The following is a 25,476-nucleotide window of genomic DNA, read 5'->3' as shown; positions in this document are numbered from 1 at the left end:
ATCCCCCGGAGGCAATTATGCGTGAACCGACTGCCACATCCACGTATGGCCGGCTCGCCATCCTGGCGACCTGCATCCTCACGGCCTGCGCCAGCAAGCAGGCAGCCCCCCTCGTCATGCCGCCGCTGGTGCTGGGCGGCTACGACAAGGACACACCGCGCAACCCGGCCTGCGACAGCCTGATCGAGCAGGCTGTGGAGCGCGACGTCAAGGGCGGCTTCAAGCTGGTCGGCATGCTCAATACGAACACGTATCCGAAACCCGGCAAGTCGCAGGTCCGGGAAACGCCGAACCACGTGCTGATCCCTTATGGCAGCCATCCGGCCGGCCCCTTGATCCGGCAACTGGATGGCACCTTCCGCTCGCTCTACGTCAACTGCGAGACGCGCCAGGCCTATGTGTCCAAGCGTGGCGGCGTCATCGACATCACTTACTGGTACGGGCCTTTCGTGCTCTGACGGGCCGTCGCGGCCTGCTAGAGCACCGACAGCGGCGGCCCGCCGGGCTTGCCGAGCCAGGTGTTCGCGAACTGCTTCCGGGTCGCGACGAGTGCTTTCTCGTCGCCCCGTTCGCGATACACCTCCATCAAGCCCCGCAGCGCCCAACCGTTGCTCGGCGTGCGCACGAGCGACTCGCGCAACACCTTCTCCGCCGCTTCAAGCTGGCCGGCGCGCAGCAGGACCATGCCAAGCGACTGGCGCACCGGATAGTACCAGTGGGGCGGCTCCGTATAGGGTAGCGCGTCCTGTACCGCTACCGCCTCGCGGTAGGCGCCGATGGCGCGCGGCAGGTCGCCTTCGGCCTCGGCCAGGCGCGCCTGTGCGACGAGGCGGGCGGTCCGCACGATTTCGGCGCCAGGCACGGCCCAGTCGGCAAGCGGCTTGAAGTCGCCCCGCTTTTCGATGCGCTCGAGCGCGGCGATCTCGCCGCGGGACGCGTCCAGCGCGCCCTTGCGCGCATGTCCCACGGCGCGGGCGTAGCGCCACATGGCCTGCACCAGGATGAACTCGGACCCCGGATCGGGCAGCGCAAGCAGCGTATCGGCGTCGCTGAACTGGACATGGGCGAAGTAGGGCGCCGACTTGACCGGCTGCAGTGCGCCGACGGACTTGAGGAGTTCGGGCGGAATTTCCTTGTCGAGCTTGTCCGCGGCGGCGAGCGCCGCACGCCCGTCGCCACCCATCAGGGCCGACACCATCACGAAATGAATATTGTGCGGGTAGTAGGCGCCGCGGTAGATGGGATCGCTGGCGGCCTTGCTGAAATAGCGCTCGTCGACGGCGACCGCGTCGAGGTTCGCCTGCAGCGATTCGCGATACATGCCCAGCCGGTAGTAGATATGCGACGGCATGTGCACGATATGGCCGGCGCCCGGGATCTGGCGCGCCAGCAGACGCGCCGCCGGCAGCGCCTTGTCGGGCCGGCTCGATGCTTCCATCACGTGGATATAGTAGTGGGCGGCGCCGGGATGGGTCGGGGTGCGCGCCAGCACCCGTTCGAGGGCGGCGACCAGTTCCGCGGTCCGGTTCTTCGGCTGGGCGCCGCCGGCCGCCCAGTAGTCCCAGGGCGACAGGTTCATCAGCGATTCTGCGAACAGCACCTGCAGGCTGTCGTGCTGCGGGAAGTCGCGCGCGGCGTCGGCCATCGCATCGGCGTAGGCTTTGTCGAGCGCGGGCCGCTCCGTCTTCGGATCGGCGCTGTAGCGCAGCGCCATGGCGCGGATCACGGCCTGCTCCTCGGGCCGGGCACGCGCGGCCAGCCGGCTCGCCTCGGCCGCGGCGGCCAGCGCCGGCGCGACCGCTTCCGGGAACATCGGGGCATTGATATTCGGGCCCAGCACCAGGGCTTCGCCCCAGTAGCACATGGCGCAGGCGGGGTCGATGTCCTGGGCGGCGCGGAAGGCGCGCGCCGCCTCGGCGTGGTTGAAGGCGAAGGCCAGGCGGATGCCCTGGTCGAAATAGGCCTGGGCGCGTGGGTTCCTGGTGGTGATCGGCATATGCAGCTTGCCCAGGTTGTCATACAGGGGCGGCGGCGTCGCCAGGCCCGGACCGACAGTGGGCGTGACCGGTGCTTGCCGACCCGGTACGAAGGGGCCGGTTTCTCCCGGCGGCTGGGCCTGGGCCCGTACCAGGTGGGCCAGCAGCGGTGGCGGACCCGCGCGGCCGGGAGCGCAGATCACGTCCCCGAACAGGGGATCGAAGTCCGGGGCGGCCGTGCTGCGGTCGGATGGCGGCGCATCCCTGGCGGCGAGCGTCGCGCCACAGATGACGGCGACGGCGATGCCGACGCCGCCGGCGCCGGCGAGGATGCGTGCGAGCGGCGCAGTGACCGGACGTCGGGTCCGGGTAGCGTCATCGTTCATGGTCTGGTCTCCTTCTGGGGTGGCAGGGCCTTACGCCCGGTGGGTGAGCTTGCGCCCCGTGGACATGCGGTCGAGCGCGTAGCGGCCCGCGCCGAATGCCGCCACCTGCAGCAGGCCGCCGGCGATCGCGACGTTCTTGATCAGCTGGATAGCCTGCGGAATGCTTTCGAATGGGTTGTGGAAAATGACGCCGGCGACCACGCAGTACACCGCGAGGACGACCGCCACCATGCGCGTCCTGATGCCCAGGACAAGCATCGCACCGCCGCCCAGCCCAAGCAATATGGCAATGGCCAGACCCAGGTGGGGGAAGGGCAGGCCGACCGAGCGGATCGCCTCGATGGTGTGGCCCGGGTCCAGCACCTTTTCGATGCCGCTGAAGAGAAACAGGATGGCCATCATGATGCGGCCGAGTATCGGAATGGCCGAGGGATTATCGTGGGGGGGATGGTGTTGCATGGATGGTCCTTTCGAAGGGCGTGATCGGGCGCGCAGAATACGGCTTGCGTACAGTCAGACTTACTCGGATGACCTTGATTCAGATGCAGCAGCGCGATGACAGGCGCTTTGCGGTGATGCGGAGGCGGATCGAGGAATATGGCGTGCTGGCGGCGGTATGGCGCCGGGGTGATTCCAGCGTGAGTTCAGCTTATCGATGAGTTGAAACCCGATAGGTAAAGGCGGTAGCGCATGTCGGGCATGCGGGTGATTGGTTCGCGCTTGCCCAATTCATCGTCCAAATCACGCGACTTCATTTGCGATTCACGGTTGCGCGCTCACAAAGAATGCGCGTACTTTACGTGATTGAATTTGTCAAATCGAGAAGATGTGATATTGTCGCGGGCATCGGGCAAAATCGATCGAATAATAGGACGCTGAACCAAACAGTATGCACGGAAGCGACGCGAAAAGAACAAGCCGGCTTGTCTGACCAATTGCTCAGGCAAGGCGGCTTTTTCTTTTCGCACCCGGAAGGGTAGCGATGTGAAACGCTGGGACGGTGTCCTGTCGACGTTGGCTGAAGCGCTGCCACTGTGAGGAGTTGCAGCAGTTCAGCCGGTGCCGGATTCATTGGCCTAAATCGACGCTTGCTTTGGTCCGATGAATAATTCGCCGGGATTGATCCGGCGGGTTTTAAACCCTGGGCGTATTTCTCATCGCAGATGAAGGAGAACAAGAATGGCAACCGCTAAGAAACCAGCAGCAAAGGCAGCAGCAAAGAGCGCGCCTTCGTCCACGACGAAGACGACCGCAAAAGCTGCAGCAGAGAAACCAGTCGCCAAGAAAGCAGCGACCAAGACCACCGCCACCAAGGCAGCCGCCAAGCCGGCAGCCAAGGCTGCGAGCAAGCCGGCGGCGAAAACCGCTGCTAAGCCTGCTGCAAAGAAAGCTACCGCAACCAAGACCGCCGCGACCAAAACCACTGCTACCAAAGCAACGGCCAAGACCGCGACCAAATCGCCAGCCAAATCGGCAGCCAAGTCGGCAGCAAAACCTGCAGCAAAACCTGCAGTGAAGAAAGCCGCCGCTAAACCGGCAGCAAAAGCTGCAACCAAGCCGGCAGCGAAGAAAGCCGCCGCCAAGCCGGCAGCCAAACCGGCCGCTAAATCGGCAGCTAAATCGGCAGCTAAATCGGCAGCCAAGCCGGCGGCAAAGAAAGCAGCCGCCAAACCGGCAGCAAAGCCTGCAGCGAAAAAGGCCGCAGCTAAACCAGCCGCCAAGTCGACCGCTAAAACCGCGACCAAAGCCGCAGCTAAACCAGCCGCGAAAAAAGCGACCGCAACCAAATCGGCCGCTAAACCGGTAGCAAAGAAAGCGACCGCGACCAAAGCCGCCGCAAAACCGGCAGCCAAGAAAGCGACCGCGACCAAAACCGCCGCTAAACCGGCAGCGAAGAAAGCGACCGCCACCAAAGCCGCCGCCAAACCGGCAGCCAAGAAAGCGACCGCCACCAAAACCGCCGCCAAACCGGCAGCCAAGAAAGCGACCGCCACCAAAGGCGCCGCTAAACCGGCAGCTAAAAAGGCGACCGCCACCAAAACCGCCGCCAAACCGGCAGCTAAAAAAGCGACCGCCACCAAAACCGCCGCCAAACCAGCAGCCAAGAAAGCGACGCCTGCAGCAAAAAAAGCCTCGCCGGCCGCTAATACAGCTGCGCCGGCGTCGAAAAAGGCTGCTCCAGCCACCAAAAAAGCTGCTCCAGTGAAAGCTGCTGCGACCAAAACCGTTGCCAGCAAGCCTGTCGCCGTCAAGGCGGACGCCAAGGCGGAAGCCAAGGCCGATGCCAAGCCGGAAGCAAAAGTCGACACCAAGGCCGATACCAAGCCGGAAGTGAAGCCCGACGCCAAGACCGAAGCGAAGGCCGACACCAAGGCGGAAGCCAAGGCGGACGCCAAGCCGGAAGCCAAGCCGGAAGCCAAGCCTGCGGCAGCCAAACCGGCCGCCAAGAAGCCGGCCGCCAAGAAGCCGGCCGCCAAGCCGGCAGCGACGACCGCCGCGCAACCGGCAGCCGCTGCTGCAGGGGCGGCGGCAGCGCCTACGGCAGCGCCAAGCGCCGCTCCTGCCAAGACCGTGCTGGCGCCGACCGCATGGCCGTTCCCGACCAGCAGCCGTCCTTAATACCGGACGAGGTCCGGCTTGCGGCGCACAGTGTGCGCATGGCAAGTCGGGTCTGCTTCAGGCACAATGCCGCTGTGTGATTGTTCGCACAGCGGTTTTTTTTTGAGGAGAGTCCGTGCTGTCCATTCTTCAGTTTATCGTCGATATCGTCGCAGGCTTGCTGGGGGGCGTGCTGTTGCTGCGCTTCTGGACGAACGCGATCCGCGTGCGCCTGCCCGACCAGATCCGCCAGTTCGTGCACACCATTACCGACTGGCTGGTGATGCCGCTGCGGCGCGTGGTGCCGGGTACCCGGGGCTACGACTGGGCGAGCCTGATCGGCGCCTTCCTGGTGGTGCTGGTGGCCAGCGCGCTCCTGCTGCTGCGCGGCGGCAGCGGCGAGATGATGCTGCTGTATGCGCTGCACCGCTTCCTGAACTGGATCCTGTATGGCTTCATGGCGCTCCTGATCATCGAGGCGATCTTCAGCTGGGTGAACCCGAACGCCCCGCTGGCGCCGTTCGTGCACGCACTCAACCAGCCGGTGCTGCGTCCGATCCGGCGCGTGGTCCCGCCGATCGGCGGCATCGACCTGTCGGTGCTGGTGGCGCTGGTGCTGATCCAGATCCTGCTGTTCGTGTTGCGGCAGGTGTTCGGCTTCTAGCCGCCGTCGCTGCGCCAAATGCAAATGGCCTTGCATACGCAAGGCCATTTTTTTTATCCCGTGACGACCTGGCCGTGCCATCGCACGGCCCGCGTCATCAGCGGAACTTGAACCCGAACGCCGCCTCGAACTGCTGGTCGAACTCCTGCGGCGTGAAACCGTGATTCTGGCCGCCCTGCGAGGCGATCTTGATCGCTCCCAGCAGGCTGGCGATGCGGCCGCTCGTGGCCCAGTCCAGGTCATTGGTGATGCCGAACAGCAGGCCGGCGCGGTAGGCGTCGCCGCAGCCGGTCGGGTCGACCACGTTGGCGGCCTGCACGGCTGGAATGCGGTGGTGCTCGCCGCCGGCGTGGATGTCCGAGCCTTCGGCGCCGCGCGTGATGATCAGCGCGTCGAGGCGCGCCGCGATCTCGGCCTGGCTCAAGCCGGTGCGGTCCATCACCATCTCGAATTCGTAGTCATTGCACGCCAGGTAGCTGGCCTGGCCGATGAAGGTGAGCAGCTCGTCGCCCGAGAACATCGGCAGCTGCTGGCCCGGATCGAACATGAACGGGATCTTCTGTTCGGCGCAATCGCGCGCGTGCTTGATCATGCCATCGCGGCCGTCCGGCGAGATGATCGCGACCCGCAGCGGGCCCTGGTCGGCCACGTTGTTCTGATGCGAGAACTGCATCGCGCCCGGGTGGAAGGCGTTGATCTGGTTGTTGTCCTGGTCGGCGGTGACGAAGCACTGCGCGGTATAGGCGTCGGCGATGGTACGGATACCGCGCGTCTGCAGCCCCTGTTCTTCCATGCGCTTCAGGTAGTCGCCGCCGTCCATGCCCAGGGTGCCCATCATCAGCGGTTCGCCGCCCAGCAGCTTGAGGTTGTAGGCGATATTGGCCGCGCAGCCGCCGTATTCGGTGCGCAGGGTCGGCACCAGGAACGACACGTTCACGCGGTGCAGCTGGTCTGCCAGCAGGGTGTCGCCGAAGCGGCCGTGGTATTGCATGATCTTGTCGAATGCGAGCGAGCCGCAGATCAGGGCGGTTTTGGTCATGGGGTGGGCCTTCAGGGGTAGAAAACGGCAATGTGGTAGCCGGAAGGTTCGAGTCCTTCCAGCCTGAAATGGATCTTGACCGGCTGCTCGGCGCGCGCACCGAAGCCGGTGGGGGCGGTTGCGGCCTGGGGCGCGTAGTCGCGCGGGCCGAACACGCGCCGCACCAGCGGCTGGTCGTCGGCGTCGTTCAGGGTCAGCTCGATGCTGGGCCAGGCCAGCGCCAGGTCGCCGCCGTTGCGCAGCACGGTGCTCAGGGTATAGGCGTTGCCGCCCAGGGTGATCAGCTCACCGGTTTCGATCACCAGCGCGTCCGGCCGCGCCGGCAGGCCGACCTTGCAGCCGAACACGGCGCAGGTCGAGGCCAGGGCCGGACGCAGGGCCGGATAGCGTGCCGCCAGCACGTCGCGCGAGCTCATCATCGCCTGCAGGACGAGCGCCACCAGCAACAGCACGCTGCCGGCGACCAGCGCGATGCGCACGGCCTTGCCGGACTGCTCGCGCTGGCGGCCGCGGCGCACGAACTCGGGTTCGTCGATCTCGGGCACGCGCAGCCTGGGCGTGTCTTCGATCCGGGTCGGGGTCAGCTTGGAACGGCGCGCACGGGCTTCGGCGGCGCGGGTGCGCGCGGGTTTTGGGGGGGGGGGCAGCGCGGCGGGCGAGACGATCGGCGGCGAGCCGCCGGCCGATTCGCGCAGCAGCAGTGGAGGCGCGTCTGGCGCCGGCTGGCGCGGCGCCGGGGGCTCGGCGCTCGCCAGCGCTTCTTCGACCGGCCCGGGTGCGTCGTCGTGATCGTGGCCAGCGTCCGGCGGCGGGGCCGCGACGATCTCTTCATCGACCTGGAGGTCGGCCACAGGGGCAGGTGCGGGTTCGGCCTCCACCGCCACCTCCGGCTCGTCGTCCTGTGCATTCGAGGCATGCGGCAGGATGCCGTAGGGCGACAGCGCACGGTCGAATTCGAGCGTGTAGATCGGCTCTTCGCCGTCTTGATCGGTATCGGGAGCACCGGCGGCGCCGGTCTCGGGCGCGTCTTGCGTGGCGGCCGGTCCGGCGCCTGGCGCAGGAAGAGAAGGGGGAGCAGGAGAAGACGGCGGGGCGGTCAGGTCGACCAGCCCCGTATTGCCGTCAAAGACTTGCTGGCACGCGCCACAGCGCACGATGCCCCCCCGCAGCTTGAGCTGGTCCGCGGCGACGCGGAACAGCGTGCCGCAGTGGGGACATTGGGTGGCGAGCGCCATGCCGGCCTAGCCCTGGGAGCGGGGCGGCGGCGCGCTGTCCTGGCCAAGCGTGCCGTGAAGGGCAACCCAGCCGTCCTGCTCGGCCCAGACGCCCAGCTTGATGAAAGGCGCGTAGGCGGCGGCGACTTCTTCGGCCTGGCGCGCCAGCACGCCCGACAGGATGAGCGAACCGCCAGCGGCCACGCGGCCGGCCAGCATCGGCGCCATCAGCTTCAATGGGCTCGACAGGATATTGGCCACCACGATATCGAATTTGCCACCCGCATGACGCTCGTTGCCGGAGGCGGCGAAGGTGTCGGGCAGGTAGTAGTCGATCTCGACGTTATTGCGTTCGGCGTTGGCGCGCGCCGACTCGATCGCCTGCGGATCGATGTCGACACCGGCGACGTCGTGCGCGCCGAGCTTCTTGGCCACCATCGCCAGGATGCCCGAGCCGCAGCCGTAGTCCAGCACCGACTTGCCCGGCGCCGGATGGGCCTCGAGCCACTCCATGCACAGACGGGTGGTCGGATGGCTGCCGGTGCCGAAGGCCAGGCCCGGATCGAGTTCGAGGATCAGGCCGGACGGATCGGGCGCCTCGTGCCAGCTCGGCACGACCCAGATATTCTTGCCGATGTGGATAGGCTCGAACTGCGACTGCGTCAGGCGCACCCAGTCGGCGTCTTCGACCTTGCGGGTGGTGAAGGCCGGCACGATGTCGAGCCGGATCGCCTGCGCGGCTTCGGTGACGATCGCCAGCTGGTCGGCATCCGTATCGGTCAGGGCCACGACGCGGCTGTGGTCCCAGGCCGCCTGGGTCGGTTCCATGCCCGGCTCGCCGAACAGGGGTTTTTCGTCTTCGGTGCCCTCGTCGGCGTCCTCGACGGACACCGACAGCGCGCCGGCTTCCATCAGGGCGTCGGACAGCGCTTCCGCGTGGTCGCGGGCGATCTCGATGACGACTTCAGTCCAGCTCATTCTTGTACCTTGGCTTCCGATTTGGCGCCGAGCGCCGTTTCCTTCGGCAGGTCGGGCTTGGCGGCCAGTTTCTGCTCCAGGTAGTGGATATTGGTGCCGCCTTCGATGAACCGGGCGTCGACCATCAGTTCGCGATGCAGCGGAATATTGGTGAGGATACCCTCGACCACCATTTCGGAGAGCGCGATTTGCATGCGGCGGATCGCCTGCTCACGGGTCGCACCGTACGAAATTACCTTGCCGATCATCGAGTCGTAATGAGGCGGCACATAGTAGCCCGCATACGAGTGCGAATCGACACGGATGCCAGGGCCGCCCGGCGGGTGCCAGCCGGTGATGCGGCCTGGCGACGGGGTGAACTTGAACGGATCCTCGGCATTGATGCGGCATTCGATCGCGTGGCCCGACAACATGATGTCGCGCTGGCGGAAACGGAGTTTCTCGCCGCAGGCGATGCGGATCTGTTCCTGGACGATGTCGATCCCGGTGATCATCTCGGTGACCGGGTGCTCGACCTGGACGCGGGTGTTCATCTCGATGAAGTAGAACTCGCCGTTCTCGTACAGGAATTCGAAGGTGCCGGCGCCGCGGTAGCCGATCTTGCGGCAGGCTTCGGCGCAGCGGTCGCCGATCTTTTCGATCAGTTTGCGCGGGATGCCCGGCGCCGGCGCTTCCTCGATCACCTTCTGGTGGCGGCGCTGCATCGAGCAGTCGCGTTCGCCCAGCCAGACGGCGTTCTTGTGTTCATCGGCGAGGATCTGGATTTCCACGTGACGCGGATTTTCCAGGAACTTCTCCATATAGACTTCAGGATTGCCGAAGGCGGTGCCGGCCTCGGTCTTGGTCATCTGCACGGCGCCCAGCAGCGCCGCTTCGGTATGCACCACGCGCATGCCGCGGCCACCGCCGCCGCCGGCGGCCTTGATGATGACCGGATAGCCGACGCGGCGCGCGGTCTGCACGATCTCTTTCGGATCGTCCGGCAGGGCGCCGTCGGAGCCCGGCACGCACGGCACGCCGGCGCGGATCATCGCCTGCTTGGCCGAGACCTTGTCGCCCATCAGGCGAATCGAGTCGGAGCGCGGGCCGATGAAGACGAAGCCGGATTTCTCGACGCGCTCGGCGAAGTCGGCGTTCTCAGACAGGAAGCCGTAGCCAGGGTGGATCGCCTCGGCGTCGGTCACTTCGGCCGCGCTGATGATCGCGGGCATGTTCAGGTAGCTGAGGCTCGATTGCGCCGGTCCGATGCAGACCGATTCGTCGGCCAGCTTCACGTACTTGGCGTCCTTGTCGGCCTCGGAGTGCACGACGACCGTCTTGATGCCCAGCTCGCGGCAGGCGCGCTGGATACGCAGCGCGATTTCACCACGGTTGGCGATGAGGATTTTTTCAAACATGGTAGGTCCGGTATTCAGTGAAAACCGGCGCGGCTGGAATACAAGCGGCGCCGGACACGTCATGGAGGTAAGCAGGCAGCGCGGCTTGCGCGCCGTCTGCTTTAAAGGCAGATCAGCCGATCACGAACAGTGGCTGGCCGAATTCGACCGGCTGGCCGTTTTCCACGAGGATCTTGGTGACGGTGCCGGAGAGGTCGGCATCGATTTCGTTCAGGAGCTTCATCGCTTCGATGATGCACAGGGTATCGCCTTCCTTGATGCTCTGGCCGACTTCGACGAAGGCGGCCGCGCCAGGGGCCGACGAGCGGTAGAAGGTGCCGACCATCGGCGACTTGACCACATGGCCGGTCGGCTCGGCGGCGACGGCCGGTGCGGCTGCAGGGGCAGGAGCCGCAGGCGCTTGTGCAGGCGCCGAGTATTGCTGGACGCCTTGATGCGGCAGCATGACCATCTGGTTCTGCGGGATTGCGGACGACTTGACGATGCGAACCTTGCTTTCGCCCTCGGTCACTTCGAGTTCTGCGATGTCCGATTCAGCGACCAGGTCGATCAAGGTCTTGAGTTTTCGTAGATCCATGTGAAACCCCTTGGAATTATTCGTTTTAGAGAGCAGGCCGTTGCACCCAAAATGCACCGTGCGGCCGCTGTTACATGAAGTTGACGTAGATTAACGCTATTTAAGTGCGAAGTCGATGGCAAACCGATATCCGTCCACTCCCAGCCCGCAGATCACGCCGCGCGCAATGCCGGACAGGTAGGAATGGTGCCGGAAGGATTCGCGTTGGTGGACATTTGAAATATGCACCTCGACGAAAGGAATGGCCACCGAGGCGAACGCATCGCGCAGGGCTACGCTGGTATGGGTCAGGCCACCAGGGTTGATGACGATGAAATCCACGCCCTCGGTACGGGCGGCATGGATGCGGTCGATCAACGCTCCCTCATGGTTGCTCTGGAAGTATTCCAGCGCCGCGCCGGCTTCATTCGCCTGCGCAACCGCCGCTTCTTCGATGTCGGCCAACGTGGTCGTGCCGTACACCGCCGGTTCCCGCGTCCCCAATAAATTGAGGTTGGGGCCGTTCAGCAGCAGTAGCTTTTTCGCCATGGTGAGAGTCTGGAAGCCCGAAAGTCAGGCATTGTGCCGCCTAGCTCAGCTATTGGCAAGCAGTAAAATAGCCCGTCGATACGAGGAATTGGCGGCATTTAGAATCGTACGGTCGTTCGTAATCCCGCTGGCCAAAGTCGGGTTCACGACCCCAGTTTCGCCAGGTCGGCGCGTAATTCGTCGAACTTCAGTTCGCCGAGATACGTCTTGATGACCTGGCCATCGGCGCCGATCAGCACGGTATACGGTAAACCGCCGTTGGTATTGCCGAATCCGCGCGACAGCTCGGTGCCGCCCATGCCGCCCACGTACAGCGGATAGGCGATCTTCATCTTGGCGGCGAATTCGCTCATATTGGTCGGCGAATCGATGCCGATGCCGATGACGTTGAAGCGCTTGCCGCCGTCTTCGCCGGCCAGGTGCGACAGCTCGGGCATCTCGCGCACGCAAGGCCCGCACCAGGTGGCCCAGAAATTGACCAGCAGGGGTTTGCCCTGCCACTGCGCCAGCGGCTGCGGCTTGCCTTCGAGGTCGTTGAGCGACTGTGCATACAGGTTGGTCACCGGATTGGTGACCTGGCCTTCGGTGGCGACGGTGGCCGGCGCCACCGGCGCCGGCTTCTTGTAGAGCGCCACCATGGCGCCCATCACGCCGAACAGCACGGCGACGGCCGCGTAGGCAGCGAGGTGTTTCTTGTTCATTCTTCAGCTTTCACTCAGTATCAGTCTTGTTGTCCGCCCCGATCAGGGCGCGCAGGCCGGCAGTGTCGATGCGCTGCGGGCGGCCGTCGGCGCGCGGCTTGAGCGCGCCGCGCAAGTCCTGGTATTCATACAGCTCGGCATGCACCGTCTCTTTCATCCACGGGAAACTCACGGTCTCGACCGGTGCATGGCGGCCCCCCTTGAAATGCGGGGTTTCCGAGATGTCGATATTAACATTCCGGTTGAGCAGGTAGATCTGCACCTCCTTGGCGCTGTCGGCGAACAGCTGGAGATGGATGGCGTCGTGCTCGGCCGCGAGGCCGTTCAGCACCGGGCCGGTGAGGTAGGGGTTGAACTCGCCCAGCGCTTCCATCACCTGCAGCGCGGTGGCGCGCAGGGACGCCAGGCGTTCGGTATGGGCGGCGCCGCCGAACAAGTCCAGGTACTTGCGCACCTCGTCCTCTATCTGGGCGTCGTCGGGCATCATGTTCGGTCTCGAAGGGGTCACGCCGAGCACCTGGCGGGCGGCCTTGCGGCGTGCGGTATCGAGATCGGCGCCATCCTGCGCAATCATGCGCGCGGCAGCCAGCGCGATCTCGTTACGCAGCTGGAGAAGATCGTTGTTCAAGTTCGGCGTCATGCCCTGGATCATACTCTTGAACGGAAAATGACAGCGGCTCGGGTAGAATCGCGTATTCGTCCATTCACCCCTGGCTAGATATTTTATCCATGCACATTCATATCCTCGGCATCTGCGGTACCTTCATGGGCGGCCTGGCCGTCCTGGCCAAGGAGGCGGGCCACCGTGTGACCGGTTGCGACGCCAACGTCTATCCCCCGATGAGCACCCAGCTCGAAAGCCAGGGGATCGAACTGATCCAGGGCTATGGCCCGGAACAGGTAGCGCTCAATCCCGACCTGTATGTGATCGGTAATGTCATGACGCGCGGTAATCCACTGATCGAAGAGATCCTGAACCGCGGCCTGAAATATGTCTCCGGCCCCCAGTGGATTGGCGAGCACATCCTGCGCGAGAAATGGGTGCTGGCCGTGGCCGGCACGCACGGCAAGACCACGACCACCTCGATGCTGGCCTGGATCCTGGAAGACGCGGGCTATGCGCCGGGCTTCCTGATCGGCGGCGTGCCGATGAATTTCGGCGTCTCGGCGCGCCTGCATGGCGACAAGCCGAGCGACTTCTTCGTGATCGAGGCCGACGAATACGACACCGCCTTCTTCGACAAGCGCAGCAAGTTCGTGCACTACCACGCCAAGACCGCGGTGCTGAACAACCTGGAATACGACCACGCCGACATCTTCCCCGACATCGGCGCCATCGAGACCCAGTTCCACCACCTGGTGCGCACCGTGCCGGGCGTGGGGCGGCTGGTCGTGAATGGCGACGAAGCGTCGATCGGCCGTGTGCTCAAGCGCGGCTGCTGGAGCGAGAAGGAGAGCTTCGGCTCGGCCGACGGCGTCGACTGGAATATGGTCGAGCATCCGGGCGGCGCCAGCTTCGACGTGCTGTTCAATAACGAACTCCAGGGCACCGTGCACTGGGACCTGACCGGCAAGCACAACCGCTCGAACGCGCTGGCCGCGATCGCCGCCGCGCGCCACGTCGGCGTGCCGGTGGCGCAGGCGATCGACTCGCTGTCGCGCTTCCAGAACGTCAAGCGCCGCATGGAAGTGCGCGGCGTGGTCAACAGCATTACCGTGTACGACGATTTCGCCCATCATCCGACGGCGATCGCCACCACGGTCGGCGGCCTGCGCCAGAAGCTCGGCGCCGCTGGCGCCACGGGCGGACGCATCCTGGCCGTGCTCGAGCCGCGTTCGAACACGATGAAGCTGGGCGCCATGAAAGATGCGCTGCCGGGCAGCCTGAAGGATGCCGACCTCGTGTTCGGCTTCGGCAGCCAGCAGGCGCTGGGCTGGTCGCTGTCCGACGCCCTGCAACCGCTGGGCAAGATCGCGCACAGTTTCGACCAGATCGACTATATGGTGCAAGCCATCGTGCAGCAGGCCCAGCCGGGTGACCACATCCTCGTGATGAGCAATGGCGGCTTTGGCGGCGTGCACCAGAAACTGCTGGACGCGCTGGCGCCATGAGTTCGGCCCCGTATCTGCTGTACCTGCACGGTTTCCGGTCCTCGCCGCGCTCGTTCAAGGCGCGCGTGGTGCAGGACAGGCTCGGGCAGGCTGGCCTGGGCGAACGCCTGATCTGTCCGCAGCTGCCGGCTTCGCCGAAAGCGGCGATGGACCTGGCCCTCGGGCTGGTCGAACGCCACGCGCCGGATCATTTAGCCATCGTCGGCTCTTCGCTCGGCGGTTTTTATGCAAGCTGGCTGGCCGAGCGCCTGGGCGTGCGCGCGGTCGTCATCAATCCCTCGGTCGACCCGACCCGCAACCTGTCGCAGCATGTCGGCGTGACCACCGCCTGGCATTCGGACGAACCGTTCGATTTTCGCGAGGAGTATGTCGGCGAACTGGCCGCGCTGCGCACGCAACGCATCACGCGGCCCGAGCGTTATTTCTTGCTGGCCGCGACCGGCGACGAAGTGCTGGACTACCGCGACATGGTGGCCCACTATGCGGGAGCACGCCAGCACGTGATCGACGGCAGCGACCATGCGATTCCCGAATTCGCGCAGTACGTGGATGAGGTGCTGGCCTTCTGCGGCTTCGGCCCGGCGGACGCGGCGCAGTGAAGGGCGCAGGGTGCAACAAATCCTACCGCCTGGCTGCCTGGCGGCCGCACGCGAGCGCGGTGCGCGCGCCACAGCAAATGCACGACTGGCTGGTCACGCCCGGTTCGCTGACGGCGCGCCTGGTGGCGAGTAGCGCCGCCTTCCGCGTGCGCCGCCTGCACCAGCGTAGCGCGCCGTGCCTGGTGGACGAAGCCGCGGCGATCGGCTTGCCCCGTGTGCAGCGGGCCTGGGAACGCGAAGTGCTGCTGGAGTGCGACGGCAAGCCGGTGGTGTTCGCCCACACGGTGGTGCCGATGGATTGCGACGCCACCGACTGGCCGCTATTCTCGGCGCTGGGCGAGCGCTCGCTGGGCACGACGCTGTTCTACGACCCGCTGGTGCGGCGCGGGCAACTGGAATTCGCGCGCCTGTCTGCGGTCCATCCGCTGGTGCGCCGTGCGCACGCGGCGCTCGGCAAACAGGGCGACACCGACACGAACATTTATTACGCGCGGCGCTGCGTCTATCGCCGCCGTCAAGGCCTGCTCCTGGTCACCGAGGTATTCTTGCCCGCGGTGCTAGACCTGGGAGCGGCCGCAACCATGAAGAACATACTGTAAATATGAACGTATTTTTCGAGGAATCGGGCGACTTCAAGGTCGGCGCCATCCTGTCGCACGCGGGCGAGGCCTATCAGGTGGAGATGCCGAGCGGTAAGCGCACCAAGGTCAAGGCGCGCGACGTGCTGCTGCAGTTCGAGAAGCCCGATCCGCAAGCCCTGCTCGACGCGGCCAAGGCCATCGTCGCCGAAGTCGATCTCGATTTCCTGTGGGAAGTCGCCGGCGAAGAAGAGTTCGGTTTCGCCGAACTCGGCGCCGAGTACTTCGGCCACGCGCCGCTGCCGCACGAGGCCGCCGGCCTGGTGCTGGCCCTGCACGGCTCGCCCATCTATTTCTACAAGAAGGGCCGTGGACGCTACAAGGCGGCGCCGGAACAGTCGCTGAAAGCGGCGCTGGCCGGCATCGAAAAGAAAAAGCAGCAAGCCATCATCCAGGCCGGCTATGTCGAGGCGCTGAAGGCGGGCAAGCTGCCGCCGTCGATGCAGCCGATCGTGCACCAGCTGCTGTTCAAGCCCGACAAGAACACCATCGAATACAAGGCGTTCGAGACGGCGGCCAGCGAACTGCAGACCAGCCCGCAGCGCCTGATGCTGGACGTGGGCGGCCTGGCCTCGCCCAAGGAACTGCATATGGGCCGCTTCCTGTTCGAGAACTTCCCGCGCGGCGCCGGCTTTGCGCCGGTGGAAATCCCGACCGCGCCAGGCGACCTGCCGCTGGCCGACGTCGCCGCCTTCTCGATCGACGACGTGACCACCACCGAGATCGACGATGCATTCTCGGTCGTGCGCCTGGACGACGGCACGGTCAAGGTCGGCATCCACATCGCGGCGCCCGGCCTGGGCATCCGCCCGGACGACGCGATCGACAAGATCGCGCGCGCGCGCATGTCCACCGTGTATATGCCGGGCGACAAGATCACCATGCTGCCGGACGAGGTGGTGAACGCTTTCACCCTGGCCGAGGGCAACGATTGCCCGGCGCTGTCGCTGTACGCCGTGCTCGATCCGAGCGACTGGAGCGTCAAGTCGACCACCACCCGCGCCGAGCGGGTGCCGGTCAAGAGCAATCTGCGCCACAACGACCTGGACGACCTGGTCAATGAGCAAACCCTCGAGAGCGGCGAGGGCGACTATCCGCACAAGGACGAGCTGGGCCTGATCTGGCAGTGGGCGCTGCAGCTCGAAGCGGGCCGCATGAAGAAGCGCGAAGCGTTCGGTCTCAAGCCCGAGCAGGCGAATCGGGTCGACTTCAATTTCTACGTCGAGGACGACGTGGTCTCGATCGTGCGCCGCAAGCGCGGCGCGCCGCTGGACAAGATCGTGGCCGAGCTGATGATCTTCGCCAACAGCACCTGGGGCAAGCTGCTGCACGACTCGGGCGTGCCGGGCATCTACCGTTCGCAGACGCCGGGCGCCGGCGGCTGGGCCGCCAAGATGCAGGTGCGCATGGTCACGCACGCGGCGCCGCACCAGGGCCTGGGCGTGGATCAATATGCCTGGAGCACCTCGCCGCTGCGCCGCTACACCGACCTGATCAACCAGTGGCAGATCCTGGCCTGCGCATCCAATGGCGTGACGGCGCCGCTGGTGGCGCCGTTCAAGCACCGCGACGCGACGCTGTTCTCCATCGTCTCGGCGTTCGATGCGGCGTATGCGGCCTATAACGACTTCCAGCAGAACATGGAACGCTACTGGTGCCTGCGCTGGCTGGGGCAGGAGAACGTCAAGCAGGCCGAGGCCGTCGTGCTGAAAGAGGATCTGGTGCGCCTGGTCGACGTGCCGCTGGTGGTGCGCCTGACCGGCATGCCCCAGGTGGCGCGCGGCGCCCAGGTGAAACTCGACATCGTGCGCTGGGACGAAGTCGAGCTGACCCTGGAAGCGCGCCTGCTCGAAGTGGCGGCGGCCGAGCCGGATGCCTCGCTCGACTATGAAGAAGAAACGGACACCGGCGAGGCCGCGGTGGCCGAGGTGGTCGAGGCCGAAGGCGCGGTGGCGGCGGTCGATACCGGGGATGCGCCGCAGCCGGCGCCAGCGTCGGCGCAATAGATTCGCGCTGCGCGCGAATAGCGCAGGAAACGTGGGTTCCCGCAAAGGCGGAACCCGCGCCCCGCGCCGAAGCTCCCCACGTTATCGAACCAACCACATCGCTTTGCCCCCGCATTGTTCACCCTCCCTCATCCGCCCCCGCCGGGTTAGAATGGATCAATTCTCTGATTCAATTGCCCCACCAGGCCACCCGTAGCGCGTGAAGTCTTTCCTCCAAAACCGTCCCCTGATGATCGCCCTGGCCGTATCGGTGGCTGCCCACGCCGGGCTGCTGGCGATACGCTTTGCCGCGCCGGACGCTTTCCGCCAGCGGCCGGCCGATCCCGGACTGGAAGTGGTGCTGGTCAACGCCAAGCACGACCGCGCCCCCGCCAAGGCCGACGCACTGGCCCAGGCCAACCTGGACGGCGGCGGCACGGCGGAAGCGGGCCGGGCCAAGTCGCCGCTGCCCGACCTGCGCAAGGTCGAGGACGGTGACAGCATCAAGGCCTTGCAGCGCCGCATCGCCGAACTCGAGCGCTTGCAGCAGAACGTGCTGACGCGCGCCCGCAGCGGCGGCAATTTCAGTGCGCCGCCCGTCACCGAGCAAGAAAAGCCCGACCCGACCCGCACCGGCAACGACAACCTTGACACCACCCGCGCCATCTCGCGCACCAGCGCCGAGATCTTCGAGCGCATCGAGGAAGAAAACCGCCGGCCCAAGCGCACCCAGATCACGCCCAGCACGCGCCAGGTCGGCTATGCGCTCTACTACAAGGCGATGCAAAAGCGCATCGAGGAAATCGGCACCCTGAATTTCCCCCAGCAGGCCGGCCGCAAGCTGTACGGCGACCTGGTGGTCTATATCCCCGTGTTCCAGGACGGCACCCTGTACCTGAAGGACGGCGGCCCGCGCGTCGAGCGCAGCTCGGGCAATCCGGCCCTCGACAAGGCCGCGCTCGAGATCGTCCGTCGCTCGGCGCCGTTCGGCGCCTTCCCGTCCAATATGCGCAGCCAGGGCAAGGACGACCTGTGGGAAGTGTTTACCCGTTTCCGATTCACCCGTGAGGACAAGATGCAGGCAACCCTTGGCGAAGGCAGGCAATGAGCCGCCCCGTGACCGACAAATACTGCGTCATCGGCAATCCGATCGCCCACAGCAAATCCCCGCAGATCCACGCCGCCTACGCGCGCCAGACCGGCCAGGACCTGACGTATGAACGCTGCCTGGCGCCGGTCGACGGGTTCGCGGCCACCGTGCAGCGCCTGGTGGCCGAAGGCTATCGCGGCGCCAACGTCACCGTGCCGTTCAAGCTCGAAGCGGCGACGCTGGCGACCCGGCTGGCGCCACGCGCCCAGGCCGCCGGCGCCGTCAACACCTTGATCTTCGCGCACGGCGACATCGTCGGCGACAACACCGATGGCCCCGGCCTGGTGGCCGACATCGTGCGCAATGCCGGCGTGCCGCTGGCCGGCAAGCGCATCCTGTTGCTGGGCGCCGGCGGCGCCGCACGCGGTGCGCTGCTGCCGCTGTTGCTGGAAAACCCGCGCCAGATCGTCATCGCCAACCGTACGCTGGCGACCGCCGACAGGCTGGTGGCCGATTTCAAAGATCACGCCCAGCGCCTGGCCGTGAGCGCTTTCGCCGACGTGGAGGGCGGCTTCGACGTGGTCGTCAACGCCACCTCGGCCAGCCTGGCGGCCGACGTGCCGCCGGTGCCTTCCCCGGTATTCGGCCCCGGCGTGCTGGCTTTGGATATGATGTACGGAAATAAACCAACCGTCTTCATGGAATTCGCAGCGAGCCGTGGCGCCAGCGTGCGCGACGGGCTGGGCATGCTGGTCGAGCAGGCGGCCGAGGCCTTCCTGCTGTGGCGCGGCGTGCGGCCCGGCACCGATGAGGTCCTGGCGTCGATGCGTCAACCGATGCAACAATAATCAGGCATGGCTAAATCGCGCAAGGCCGCGCCGACCGGGCGCCGCTGGATCAAGTGGATCTTCCTGGGCCCGCTGCTGCTGGTGCTGCTGGTCCAGCTGTATTTCTTCGCCATGGTGTGCTGGTATTCCCAGTTCAATCCCGGCTCGACCAGCTTCATGCGCGAGCAGCTGTCCCAGCTGCGCGAAAAGAATCCGAACGCGACGCTCAAGCACCAGTGGGTGCCGTACGCGCGCATTTCGCGCCACCTGAAGCGCGCCGTGGTGGCGTCGGAAGACGCCAATTTCAGCGTGCACAATGGCGTGGACTGGGAAGGGATCGAGCGCGCCTACGAGCGCAACAACCGGCGCAGCAAGGTGGTCGGCGGCGGCTCGACGATCACCCAGCAACTGGCCAAGAACCTATTCCTGTCCGGCTCGCGCAGCTATCTGCGCAAGGGCCAGGAACTGGTGATCGCCTTCATGCTCGAGACGGTGATGAGCAAGGAGCGCATCCTCGAGCTCTACCTGAACGTGGTCGAATATGGCCGTGGCGTGTTCGGCGCGGAAGCAGCGGCGCGCCACTACTACAAGACCTCGGCCGCCAGCCTGAGCCAGGCCCAGGCGGCCCGGCTGGCGGTGATGCTGCCCAATCCGCGCTACTACGACAAGCACGGCACGACCAACTACCTGCAGCGCCGCACCAACGCGATCATGCGCCAGATGCGGTTCGCCGACGTGCCTTGATCCGATCGCTCGGGCCTGAAGGCGAACGATCGTCCGCTAATTAGGCGTTCGGGGCGAAATTGTCGGTACGGGGTTGGCCCCTTGCGGGACGAACGGTTACACTTGCGCTACTTTCCGACCCGGCAAGAAATCGCGAACGAGACCTGAGCGCATGATCAACGTATTTGTCCTACAGAATGGCCGCCTGAACCAGGCAACGATCGCTTCCCGGGAAGACCTGGAGAACGTCGCGCCGGTCTGGGTCGACCTGACCGACCCAAGCGAGGAAGAGCGCACCTGGGTCAAGTCCAAGTATGGCGTAACCCTGCCGGGCGAGGACGAGGTCCAGGACATCGAGGCTTCGGCGCGCTACTACGAAGCCGAAAACGGCGACCTGCACCTGCGCACCGATTTCCTGCTCGAGGAAGAAGACGGCCCGTCGCGGGTGATCACGGTGGCCTTCATCCTGTCCGGCAAAATCCTGTTCTCGGTCCACAACGACGACTTGCCCGTGTTCCGCCTGGTGCGCATGCGCGCCCGTTCGCGGCCCGGCTCGATCGAAGACTATATGGACGTGCTGCTCGACCTGTACGCGACCGATGCCGAGTATTCGGCCGACGCGCTCGAAGGCATCTACGAAAGCCTCGAAGAAGTCTCGACCCGCGTGCTGCAGAAGGAATTCACCGACCAGGACGCGGCCGCCGCGCTGAACGCCATCGCGCACGAGGAAGACTTGAACGGCCGCATCCGCCGCAACATGATGGATACCCGGCGCGCGGTCAGCTTCCTGATGCGCGGCCGCTTGCTCAACTCGGACCAGTTCGAGGAAGCGCGCCAGATCCTGCGCGACATCGAGTCGCTGGATGGCCACACGTCGTTCCTGTTCGACAAGGTGAACTTCCTGATGGACGCCACCGTCGGCTTCATCAACATCAACCAGAACAAGATCATCAAGATCTTCTCGGTGGCCTCGGTCGCCTTCCTGCCGCCGACCCTGATCGCCAGCGTGTATGGCATGAACTTCACGGTGTTTCCGGAGCTGCAATGGCGTTTCGGCTACCCGTTCGCGGTGGCGCTGATGATCGGCTGCGGCGTGGCGCCGCTATGGTATTTCCGCCGGCGCGGGTGGCTGAAATAAACCATGCCGCAAATGAAAGGATAGTCCATGAGTGACAAAGGAAACACCGCAACTGCAGAGCTGGCATTCGAGCTTGGCAAGGTAACGCGGCGTGCGGTCGATGACGCCAGCGGCAAGATCGATCCGATCGCGCTGACGAGGATGGCGAACCGCTTGCTCGAAGCGGGGCATGAGAAGGTTGCCAGCGATTTGCTCATGGTGTTTGTCGCCGGCTTTGAAGAGGGCGACCCTCCCGAGCGACGCGCCGATCCCGAAAACCGCTAGCCGGCGGACGATGACGCCTCAGTTCAAGGCCAGACCGGCTGGCGGCCCGGGCGAAGCGCCCGGGCAAGGGAACCACGTGCGTAAGCGGGCACTGGATTGAGCAGGACGGCATTGCGCCGTCCCCGTTCCTCAGCCGATCCGCTTGAACACGCGCCGCGCCGCCTCGATCGTCTCGTCGATCACGGCGTCGTCGTGCTGGATCGACACGAAGCCCGCCTCGAACATGGCCGGCGCAAAATACACGCCTTCTTCGAGCATGCCGTGGAAGAAGCGGTTGAAGCGCTCCTTGTCGCCCGCCATCATCTCGCTGTAGCTGCCCGGGATGTCCTTCGAGAAGTACATGCCGAACATGCCGCCGACCGAGTCACCGCAAAAATCGATGCCGGCTTCCTGCGCGGCCGCGGTCAGTCCCGTCACCAGGCGGTCGGCGGTCGCCGTCAGCTTCTCATAAAAACCTTCTTCCTGGATCAGCTTGAGGGTAGTCATGCCGGCCGCCACCGCGACAGGATTGCCCGACAGGGTCCCGGCCTGGTACACCGGGCCGATCGGCGCCATTTTCTGCATCAGGTCAAGACGGCCGCCGAAGGCCGCCACCGGCATGCCGCCGCCGATCACCTTGCCCAGCGCGGTCAGGTCGGGCGTGATGCCGTACATGCCCTGGGCGCCTTCGAGGCCCACGCGAAAGCCGCACATCACCTCGTCGAAGATCAGCACCGCGCCGTGTTCGGTGCACAGCTCGCGCATGCGGCCCAGGAATTCCGGCGTGGCGCGGATCAGGTTCATATTGCCGGCCACCGGTTCCACGATCACGCAGGCGATGGTGTCGCCCATCGAGGCGAAGGCGTCTTCCAGCTGCGGGACGTTGTTGTAGTCGAGCACCAGCGTGTGCTTGACGAAGTCTTCCGGCACGCCGGCCGAGGTCGGATTGCCGAAGGTGAGCAGGCCGCTGCCGGCCTTGACCAGCAGCGAATCGGCGTGGCCGTGGTAGCAGCCCTCGAACTTGACGATCTTGTCGCGGCCGGTGGCGCCGCGCGCCAGGCGCAGCGCGCTCATGGTCGCCTCGGTGCCCGACGAGACCAGCCGAACCTGCTCGATCGACGGCAGCAGGCGGCAGATTTCCTCGGCGATCTCGATCTCGCCCTCGGTCGGCGCGCCGAACGACAGGCCATTCTCGGCCGCCGCCTGCACCGCCTTCACCACCTCGGGCCTGGCGTGGCCGAGGATGGCCGGACCCCAGGAACCGATGTAGTCGATGTAGCGCTTGCCGTCGGCGTCCCAGAAATACGGGCCCTTGGCGCGCTCGATGAAGCGCGGCGTGCCGCCCACCGAGCGGAAGGCGCGCACCGGCGAGTTGACGCCGCCCGGGGTCGATTGCTGGGCGCGGGCGAACAGGGTGTCGTTGCGCGAGGTGGATTGTTCAGTGGTCATGATCGATGCTTCGTGATGGAAAAGAACCCGTCCGCGCGAGGCGACTAGGGACGGAAGAATTTACTGGGAATGAACTTGCCCATGCCGAAGCGCTGCGCATGCTCGAGCGCGCCGTTCGTGTATTCCTGGGCCAGCGCCAGCGCCTGCGGCGCGTCCATGCCGCGCGCCATGCAGGCGGTGAAGGCGGCCGAATAGGTGTTGCCGGCGCCCAGGAAGGGGCCGGGCAGGTGCTGCCACTCGACCCGCGCGACTTCGCCGCTGGCGTCGTACAGGCGGTTCGAGCAGGTGCCAAGTTCGTCGCGACTGCCGGTGACCAGCACATATTGCAGGCCGCTGGAGACGAGTTCGGCCACGTCTTCCTCGAGCGCGCCATGTTCGCCGTCGGCGCCGTCGCGCCACAATTCGGCCATGCGGCCCAGTTCGGGCTGGGACAGGATCAGGGCGGTGGCCTGCGGCGCCAGGATCGAGCGCAGCGCCGACAGCATTTCTTCGTCGCCCAGGCCGGCGTCGGGCAGGGCCGACAGGAAGGGATCGAGGATCAGCGGCGCGTCCGGATAGTCGGACACGATCTCGGCGATCGCGGCCAGGTGCAGGGCCGAACCGACGGCGCCCACCTTGAAGGCGGCGATCGGCATGTCTTCCAGCAGGGTACGCGCCTGCTCGGCCATCCAGTCACTGTCGAGCTCGTACATATTCTCGATGCGCGCGCTGTCCGAGACGAGCAGGCCGGCGATGGCCGACAGGCCATGGCATCCGAGGGCCGAGAAGGCGGCGCAATCCGCCTGCACGCCGAGGGCGCCGACGGGATCGCAGACGCCGAAGCTCAGGATGAGGGGGAACGTTTGGTTTTGCACGTCGGGTAGATTAAGATGCCGGATTCCGATTCCACATTTTACTAGATACAAGGACCAATACTGTGAGTACCGAATCCACCGCGCCTTTCCAGACCTGGATGTGCCTGATTTGTGGCTGGGTCTACGACGAGGAAGTCGGTGCACCCGACGATGGCATCGCCCCCGGCACACGCTGGGCCGACGTTCCGATGAACTGGACATGCCCGGAATGCGGCGCGCGCAAGGACGATTTCGAGATGACGGCGATATAAAAAAGTCAGCAACGTGATCAGCTTGATAATGGCATCTCGTCTATAGGCGCGGTGCCATCTTCCAGGCTAGTTGACTCGTTGCAACACTTTGCCCACAAGAAAGATTCCCTGTGCTATCGTGACGCTTCAAGCCGAAGTGAAACGACAATGACGACCTCGCCGCAATCCACGGCCCTGACCATCATGGTAATCGACGATAGCAGCACGATCCGCCGCTCCGCCGAGATTTTCCTGAACCAGGCCGGTTACCAGGTGGTGCTGGCCGACGACGGCTTCGACGCCCTGGCCAAGATCAACGACCATCATCCGGCGCTGGTGTTTTGCGACATTTTGATGCCGCGCCTGGACGGTTACCAGACTTGCGCCCTGATCAAGAAGAGTGCGCGCTTTCGCGCGACGCCCGTGCTGATGCTGTCGTCCAAGGACGGCCTGTTCGACCGTGCGCGCGGCGCGATGGTCGGCGCCAGCGCCTATCTCACCAAACCCTTTACCAAAGACAGTCTGCTGGCGGCCGTGCGCGAACACGCAGCGCCGCAGGACTGACATCATTACCGAGCCGGAGCCGTAAGTGGCCATCAACAAGATCCTCATCGTCGACGATTCCCCGACCGAACGCCTGTACCTGACCGACATCCTGGTAAAGAACGGCTTTGCCGTCAGCACCGCCGTGAATGGCGACGAAGCCATCGAGCGCATCCGCGCCGAACGGCCCGAACTGATCCTCATGGACGTGGTCATGCCGGGCGCCAATGGCTTCCAGGTGACGCGCGCCATCGCGCGCGACCCGGAACTGGCGGGGCTGCCGGTCATCATCTGCAGCAGCAAGAACCAGGAAACCGACCGCATCTGGGGCATGCGCCAGGGCGCCAGGGACTATCTGGTCAAGCCGGTCGATCCGGAGCGCCTGCTGGCCAGCATCGCGGCCCTGGCCAGCGCCGGTGGCGTGAGCGCATGACTTCGGCGGCGGGCGGCGACAGCGACAGCGAACAGGGCGGCCGGCGCGATCCCGCGGCCCGGCGCACCCGCCTGCGTCTCTACCAGGAGCAGCTGCTCGAAAAGATGCAGGCCGCCAAAACGGGCGCCGGCGCCAGTTCCGGCCAGCTGGGCCTGTCGATCGGCGCCACGCGCTACCTGGTCGACCTGCTCGAGGTCGGCGAAATCGTCGCCCCCGTCCCGCTGACCGCCGTCCCGCTGACCCAGCCCTGGTACCTCGGCCTGGCCAATGTGCGCGGCAGCCTGCTGGGCGTGATCGACCTGGCGCGCTACCTGGGCGAGGACACGCCGGCCGACAGCGCCGCGACGCCGCGCCTGGCGGTGTTCGCAGCGCATCTCGGCGTCAACTGCGCCTTGCTGGCGTCGAACGTGCATGGCCTGCGCCAGGCAAGCGCGATGCAGCGCGCGGGCGACGCCCTGCGCGACGCCGACGGCAACACGTGGACGCCGCTGTCGCTGGCGGCGCTGGTGCGGGAACAGCGCTTCCTGCAAGTGGCCCGCTAGTTCATACAACCA

28 protein-coding genes are annotated in these 25,476 nt (G+C 65.5%); 16 read left to right on the top strand and 12 right to left on the bottom strand.

Features of this window, described 5'->3' with window-relative positions:
• Positions 1–17: 17 nt before the first annotated feature.
• The gene (locus AC56KW_RS02645; protein WP_497169177.1) at positions 18–458 is read left to right on the top strand and encodes a hypothetical protein; all 441 of its coding nucleotides are present in this window, start codon (positions 18–20) and stop codon (positions 456–458) included.
• 17 nt (positions 459–475) lie between these two features.
• On the opposite strand, the gene AC56KW_RS02640 is transcribed toward AC56KW_RS02645, so the two are convergent.
• Both AC56KW_RS02640 and AC56KW_RS02635 read right to left on the bottom strand, forming a co-directional pair.
• The gene (locus AC56KW_RS02640; protein WP_497169176.1) at positions 476–2,362 is read right to left on the bottom strand and encodes a tetratricopeptide repeat protein; all 1,887 of its coding nucleotides are present in this window, start codon (positions 2,360–2,362) and stop codon (positions 476–478) included.
• A 30-nt stretch (positions 2,363–2,392) separates the two neighbouring features.
• Positions 2,393–2,821: a DoxX family protein gene (locus AC56KW_RS02635; RefSeq protein WP_497169175.1), complete on the bottom strand. Its 429-nt coding sequence runs from the start codon at positions 2,819–2,821 to the stop codon at positions 2,393–2,395.
• 720 nt (positions 2,822–3,541) lie between these two features.
• Here AC56KW_RS02635 and AC56KW_RS02630 point away from each other — a divergent pair.
• Both AC56KW_RS02630 and AC56KW_RS02625 read left to right on the top strand, forming a co-directional pair.
• Positions 3,542–4,981 (top strand): hypothetical protein, encoded by a 1,440-nt coding sequence (locus AC56KW_RS02630; protein WP_497169174.1) that lies wholly within the window; start codon positions 3,542–3,544, stop codon positions 4,979–4,981.
• A gap of 115 nt (positions 4,982–5,096) precedes the next feature.
• Entirely contained in the window at positions 5,097–5,624 is a 528-nt protein-coding gene (locus AC56KW_RS02625) for a YggT family protein (protein ID WP_497169173.1), read from the top strand.
• A gap of 97 nt (positions 5,625–5,721) precedes the next feature.
• Here the strand turns inward: AC56KW_RS02625 and AC56KW_RS02620 are convergent, their stop codons facing one another.
• The 8 genes from AC56KW_RS02620 to AC56KW_RS02585 all read right to left on the bottom strand — a co-directional run bounded on the left by AC56KW_RS02620 (position 5,722) and on the right by AC56KW_RS02585 (position 12,698).
• On the bottom strand, positions 5,722–6,663 hold the full coding sequence (locus tag AC56KW_RS02620) for a carbohydrate kinase family protein (protein ID WP_497169172.1): 942 nt from the start codon (positions 6,661–6,663) through the stop codon (positions 5,722–5,724).
• Positions 6,664–6,674: 11 nt separating this feature from the next.
• Complete coding sequence (locus AC56KW_RS02615) at positions 6,675–7,898, bottom strand: DUF3426 domain-containing protein (RefSeq protein ID WP_497169171.1); 1,224 nt, start codon at positions 7,896–7,898, stop codon at positions 6,675–6,677.
• Between the two features lie 6 nt (positions 7,899–7,904).
• A complete protein-coding gene (prmA, locus tag AC56KW_RS02610; protein ID WP_497169170.1) occupies positions 7,905–8,855 on the bottom strand; it encodes a 50S ribosomal protein L11 methyltransferase in 951 nt (316 codons plus the stop codon).
• On the bottom strand, positions 8,852–10,252 hold the full coding sequence (gene accC / locus AC56KW_RS02605) for an acetyl-CoA carboxylase biotin carboxylase subunit (protein WP_497169169.1): 1,401 nt from the start codon (positions 10,250–10,252) through the stop codon (positions 8,852–8,854). Before accC ends, prmA begins: the two co-directional genes overlap by 4 nt.
• 112 nt (positions 10,253–10,364) lie before the next feature.
• Positions 10,365–10,829 (bottom strand): acetyl-CoA carboxylase biotin carboxyl carrier protein, encoded by a 465-nt coding sequence (gene accB / locus AC56KW_RS02600; protein ID WP_497169168.1) that lies wholly within the window; start codon positions 10,827–10,829, stop codon positions 10,365–10,367.
• 96 nt (positions 10,830–10,925) lie between these two features.
• Complete coding sequence (gene aroQ / locus AC56KW_RS02595) at positions 10,926–11,357, bottom strand: type II 3-dehydroquinate dehydratase (RefSeq protein WP_497169167.1); 432 nt, start codon at positions 11,355–11,357, stop codon at positions 10,926–10,928.
• 143 nt (positions 11,358–11,500) lie between these two features.
• Positions 11,501–12,058 (bottom strand): TlpA family protein disulfide reductase, encoded by a 558-nt coding sequence (locus AC56KW_RS02590; protein WP_497169166.1) that lies wholly within the window; start codon positions 12,056–12,058, stop codon positions 11,501–11,503.
• Between the two features lie 10 nt (positions 12,059–12,068).
• Entirely contained in the window at positions 12,069–12,698 is a 630-nt protein-coding gene (locus AC56KW_RS02585; RefSeq protein WP_497169165.1) for a hypothetical protein, read from the bottom strand.
• Positions 12,699–12,787: 89 nt separating this feature from the next.
• Here AC56KW_RS02585 and mpl point away from each other — a divergent pair, with 89 nt between their 5' ends.
• From mpl to AC56KW_RS02540, 9 genes are all read left to right on the top strand, one after another.
• Complete coding sequence (gene mpl / locus AC56KW_RS02580; protein WP_497169164.1) at positions 12,788–14,170, top strand: UDP-N-acetylmuramate:L-alanyl-gamma-D-glutamyl-meso-diaminopimelate ligase; 1,383 nt, start codon at positions 12,788–12,790, stop codon at positions 14,168–14,170.
• Entirely contained in the window at positions 14,167–14,769 is a 603-nt protein-coding gene (locus AC56KW_RS02575; RefSeq protein ID WP_497169163.1) for a YqiA/YcfP family alpha/beta fold hydrolase, read from the top strand. The genes mpl and AC56KW_RS02575 overlap by 4 nt, the downstream gene beginning before the upstream one ends.
• The gene (locus tag AC56KW_RS02570; protein ID WP_497169162.1) at positions 14,766–15,368 is read left to right on the top strand and encodes a chorismate--pyruvate lyase family protein; all 603 of its coding nucleotides are present in this window, start codon (positions 14,766–14,768) and stop codon (positions 15,366–15,368) included. The genes AC56KW_RS02575 and AC56KW_RS02570 overlap by 4 nt, the downstream gene beginning before the upstream one ends.
• 2 nt (positions 15,369–15,370) lie before the next feature.
• A complete protein-coding gene (locus tag AC56KW_RS02565; RefSeq protein ID WP_497169161.1) occupies positions 15,371–17,413 on the top strand; it encodes a ribonuclease catalytic domain-containing protein in 2,043 nt (680 codons plus the stop codon).
• 229 nt (positions 17,414–17,642) lie between these two features.
• Positions 17,643–18,500, top strand: a complete 858-nt coding sequence (locus tag AC56KW_RS02560; RefSeq protein WP_497169492.1) for a TonB C-terminal domain-containing protein — start codon at positions 17,643–17,645, stop codon at positions 18,498–18,500.
• Positions 18,497–19,330, top strand: a complete 834-nt coding sequence (gene aroE / locus AC56KW_RS02555) for a shikimate dehydrogenase (RefSeq protein WP_497169160.1) — start codon at positions 18,497–18,499, stop codon at positions 19,328–19,330. Before AC56KW_RS02560 ends, aroE begins: the two co-directional genes overlap by 4 nt.
• A gap of 6 nt (positions 19,331–19,336) precedes the next feature.
• Positions 19,337–20,053 carry a monofunctional biosynthetic peptidoglycan transglycosylase gene (gene mtgA / locus AC56KW_RS02550; RefSeq protein ID WP_497169159.1) on the top strand — a complete coding sequence of 239 codons (717 nt, stop codon included), beginning with the start codon at positions 19,337–19,339 and terminating at the stop codon, positions 20,051–20,053.
• Between the two features lie 151 nt (positions 20,054–20,204).
• A complete protein-coding gene (gene corA / locus AC56KW_RS02545) occupies positions 20,205–21,170 on the top strand; it encodes a magnesium/cobalt transporter CorA (protein WP_497169158.1) in 966 nt (321 codons plus the stop codon).
• Positions 21,171–21,197: 27 nt separating this feature from the next.
• Positions 21,198–21,434 carry a hypothetical protein gene (locus AC56KW_RS02540; RefSeq protein ID WP_497169157.1) on the top strand — a complete coding sequence of 79 codons (237 nt, stop codon included), beginning with the start codon at positions 21,198–21,200 and terminating at the stop codon, positions 21,432–21,434.
• A 129-nt stretch (positions 21,435–21,563) separates the two neighbouring features.
• Here AC56KW_RS02540 and hemL read toward each other — a convergent pair whose 3' ends face one another.
• Both hemL and thiD read right to left on the bottom strand, forming a co-directional pair.
• Complete coding sequence (gene hemL, locus AC56KW_RS02535; RefSeq protein ID WP_497169156.1) at positions 21,564–22,862, bottom strand: glutamate-1-semialdehyde 2,1-aminomutase; 1,299 nt, start codon at positions 22,860–22,862, stop codon at positions 21,564–21,566.
• Positions 22,863–22,906: 44 nt separating this feature from the next.
• Complete coding sequence (thiD, locus tag AC56KW_RS02530) at positions 22,907–23,716, bottom strand: bifunctional hydroxymethylpyrimidine kinase/phosphomethylpyrimidine kinase (protein ID WP_497169155.1); 810 nt, start codon at positions 23,714–23,716, stop codon at positions 22,907–22,909.
• A 98-nt stretch (positions 23,717–23,814) separates the two neighbouring features.
• On the opposite strand from thiD, the gene AC56KW_RS02525 reads away from it, so the two are divergent.
• The 4 genes from AC56KW_RS02525 to AC56KW_RS02510 all read left to right on the top strand — a co-directional run bounded on the left by AC56KW_RS02525 (position 23,815) and on the right by AC56KW_RS02510 (position 25,464).
• Complete coding sequence (locus AC56KW_RS02525) at positions 23,815–23,967, top strand: rubredoxin (protein ID WP_497169491.1); 153 nt, start codon at positions 23,815–23,817, stop codon at positions 23,965–23,967.
• Positions 23,968–24,114: 147 nt separating this feature from the next.
• Entirely contained in the window at positions 24,115–24,510 is a 396-nt protein-coding gene (locus tag AC56KW_RS02520; RefSeq protein ID WP_497169154.1) for a response regulator, read from the top strand.
• Between the two features lie 25 nt (positions 24,511–24,535).
• Positions 24,536–24,922 (top strand): response regulator, encoded by a 387-nt coding sequence (locus AC56KW_RS02515; RefSeq protein WP_497169153.1) that lies wholly within the window; start codon positions 24,536–24,538, stop codon positions 24,920–24,922.
• Complete coding sequence (locus tag AC56KW_RS02510; RefSeq protein WP_497169152.1) at positions 24,919–25,464, top strand: chemotaxis protein CheW; 546 nt, start codon at positions 24,919–24,921, stop codon at positions 25,462–25,464. Before AC56KW_RS02515 ends, AC56KW_RS02510 begins: the two co-directional genes overlap by 4 nt.
• Positions 25,465–25,476: the final 12 nt, after the last annotated feature.

It is taken from the genome of Telluria sp. RT2P19 (genome assembly GCF_059685725.1).
The sequence above is the reverse complement of the archived record's forward strand: the minus strand, read 5'-3'. Positions and strand labels throughout refer to the sequence as shown.

What these genes read in the sequence shown, in the direction of transcription:
- AC56KW_RS02645 (WP_497169177.1), top strand. Translation starts at nt 18, where the DNA reads ATGCGTGAACCGACTGCCACATCCACGTATGGCCGGCTCGCCATCCTG.
- AC56KW_RS02640 (WP_497169176.1), bottom strand. Translation starts at nt 2,362, where the DNA reads ATGAACGATGACGCTACCCGGACCCGACGTCCGGTCACTGCGCCGCTC.
- AC56KW_RS02635 (WP_497169175.1), bottom strand. Translation starts at nt 2,821, where the DNA reads ATGCAACACCATCCCCCCCACGATAATCCCTCGGCCATTCCGATACTC.
- AC56KW_RS02630 (WP_497169174.1), top strand. Translation starts at nt 3,542, where the DNA reads ATGGCAACCGCTAAGAAACCAGCAGCAAAGGCAGCAGCAAAGAGCGCG.
- AC56KW_RS02620 (WP_497169172.1), bottom strand. Translation starts at nt 6,663, where the DNA reads ATGACCAAAACCGCCCTGATCTGCGGCTCGCTCGCATTCGACAAGATC.
- AC56KW_RS02615 (WP_497169171.1), bottom strand. Translation starts at nt 7,898, where the DNA reads ATGGCGCTCGCCACCCAATGTCCCCACTGCGGCACGCTGTTCCGCGTC.
- prmA (WP_497169170.1), bottom strand. Translation starts at nt 8,855, where the DNA reads ATGAGCTGGACTGAAGTCGTCATCGAGATCGCCCGCGACCACGCGGAA.
- accC (WP_497169169.1), bottom strand. Translation starts at nt 10,252, where the DNA reads ATGTTTGAAAAAATCCTCATCGCCAACCGTGGTGAAATCGCGCTGCGT.
- accB (WP_497169168.1), bottom strand. Translation starts at nt 10,829, where the DNA reads ATGGATCTACGAAAACTCAAGACCTTGATCGACCTGGTCGCTGAATCG.
- aroQ (WP_497169167.1), bottom strand. Translation starts at nt 11,357, where the DNA reads ATGGCGAAAAAGCTACTGCTGCTGAACGGCCCCAACCTCAATTTATTG.
- AC56KW_RS02590 (WP_497169166.1), bottom strand. Translation starts at nt 12,058, where the DNA reads ATGAACAAGAAACACCTCGCTGCCTACGCGGCCGTCGCCGTGCTGTTC.
- AC56KW_RS02585 (WP_497169165.1), bottom strand. Translation starts at nt 12,698, where the DNA reads ATGACGCCGAACTTGAACAACGATCTTCTCCAGCTGCGTAACGAGATC.
- mpl (WP_497169164.1), top strand. Translation starts at nt 12,788, where the DNA reads ATGCACATTCATATCCTCGGCATCTGCGGTACCTTCATGGGCGGCCTG.
- AC56KW_RS02575 (WP_497169163.1), top strand. Translation starts at nt 14,167, where the DNA reads ATGAGTTCGGCCCCGTATCTGCTGTACCTGCACGGTTTCCGGTCCTCG.
- AC56KW_RS02565 (WP_497169161.1), top strand. Translation starts at nt 15,371, where the DNA reads ATGAACGTATTTTTCGAGGAATCGGGCGACTTCAAGGTCGGCGCCATC.
- AC56KW_RS02560 (WP_497169492.1), top strand. Translation starts at nt 17,643, where the DNA reads ATGATCGCCCTGGCCGTATCGGTGGCTGCCCACGCCGGGCTGCTGGCG.
- aroE (WP_497169160.1), top strand. Translation starts at nt 18,497, where the DNA reads ATGAGCCGCCCCGTGACCGACAAATACTGCGTCATCGGCAATCCGATC.
- mtgA (WP_497169159.1), top strand. Translation starts at nt 19,337, where the DNA reads ATGGCTAAATCGCGCAAGGCCGCGCCGACCGGGCGCCGCTGGATCAAG.
- corA (WP_497169158.1), top strand. Translation starts at nt 20,205, where the DNA reads ATGATCAACGTATTTGTCCTACAGAATGGCCGCCTGAACCAGGCAACG.
- AC56KW_RS02540 (WP_497169157.1), top strand. Translation starts at nt 21,198, where the DNA reads ATGAGTGACAAAGGAAACACCGCAACTGCAGAGCTGGCATTCGAGCTT.
- hemL (WP_497169156.1), bottom strand. Translation starts at nt 22,862, where the DNA reads ATGACCACTGAACAATCCACCTCGCGCAACGACACCCTGTTCGCCCGC.
- AC56KW_RS02525 (WP_497169491.1), top strand. Translation starts at nt 23,815, where the DNA reads ATGTGCCTGATTTGTGGCTGGGTCTACGACGAGGAAGTCGGTGCACCC.
- AC56KW_RS02520 (WP_497169154.1), top strand. Translation starts at nt 24,115, where the DNA reads ATGACGACCTCGCCGCAATCCACGGCCCTGACCATCATGGTAATCGAC.
- AC56KW_RS02510 (WP_497169152.1), top strand. Translation starts at nt 24,919, where the DNA reads ATGACTTCGGCGGCGGGCGGCGACAGCGACAGCGAACAGGGCGGCCGG.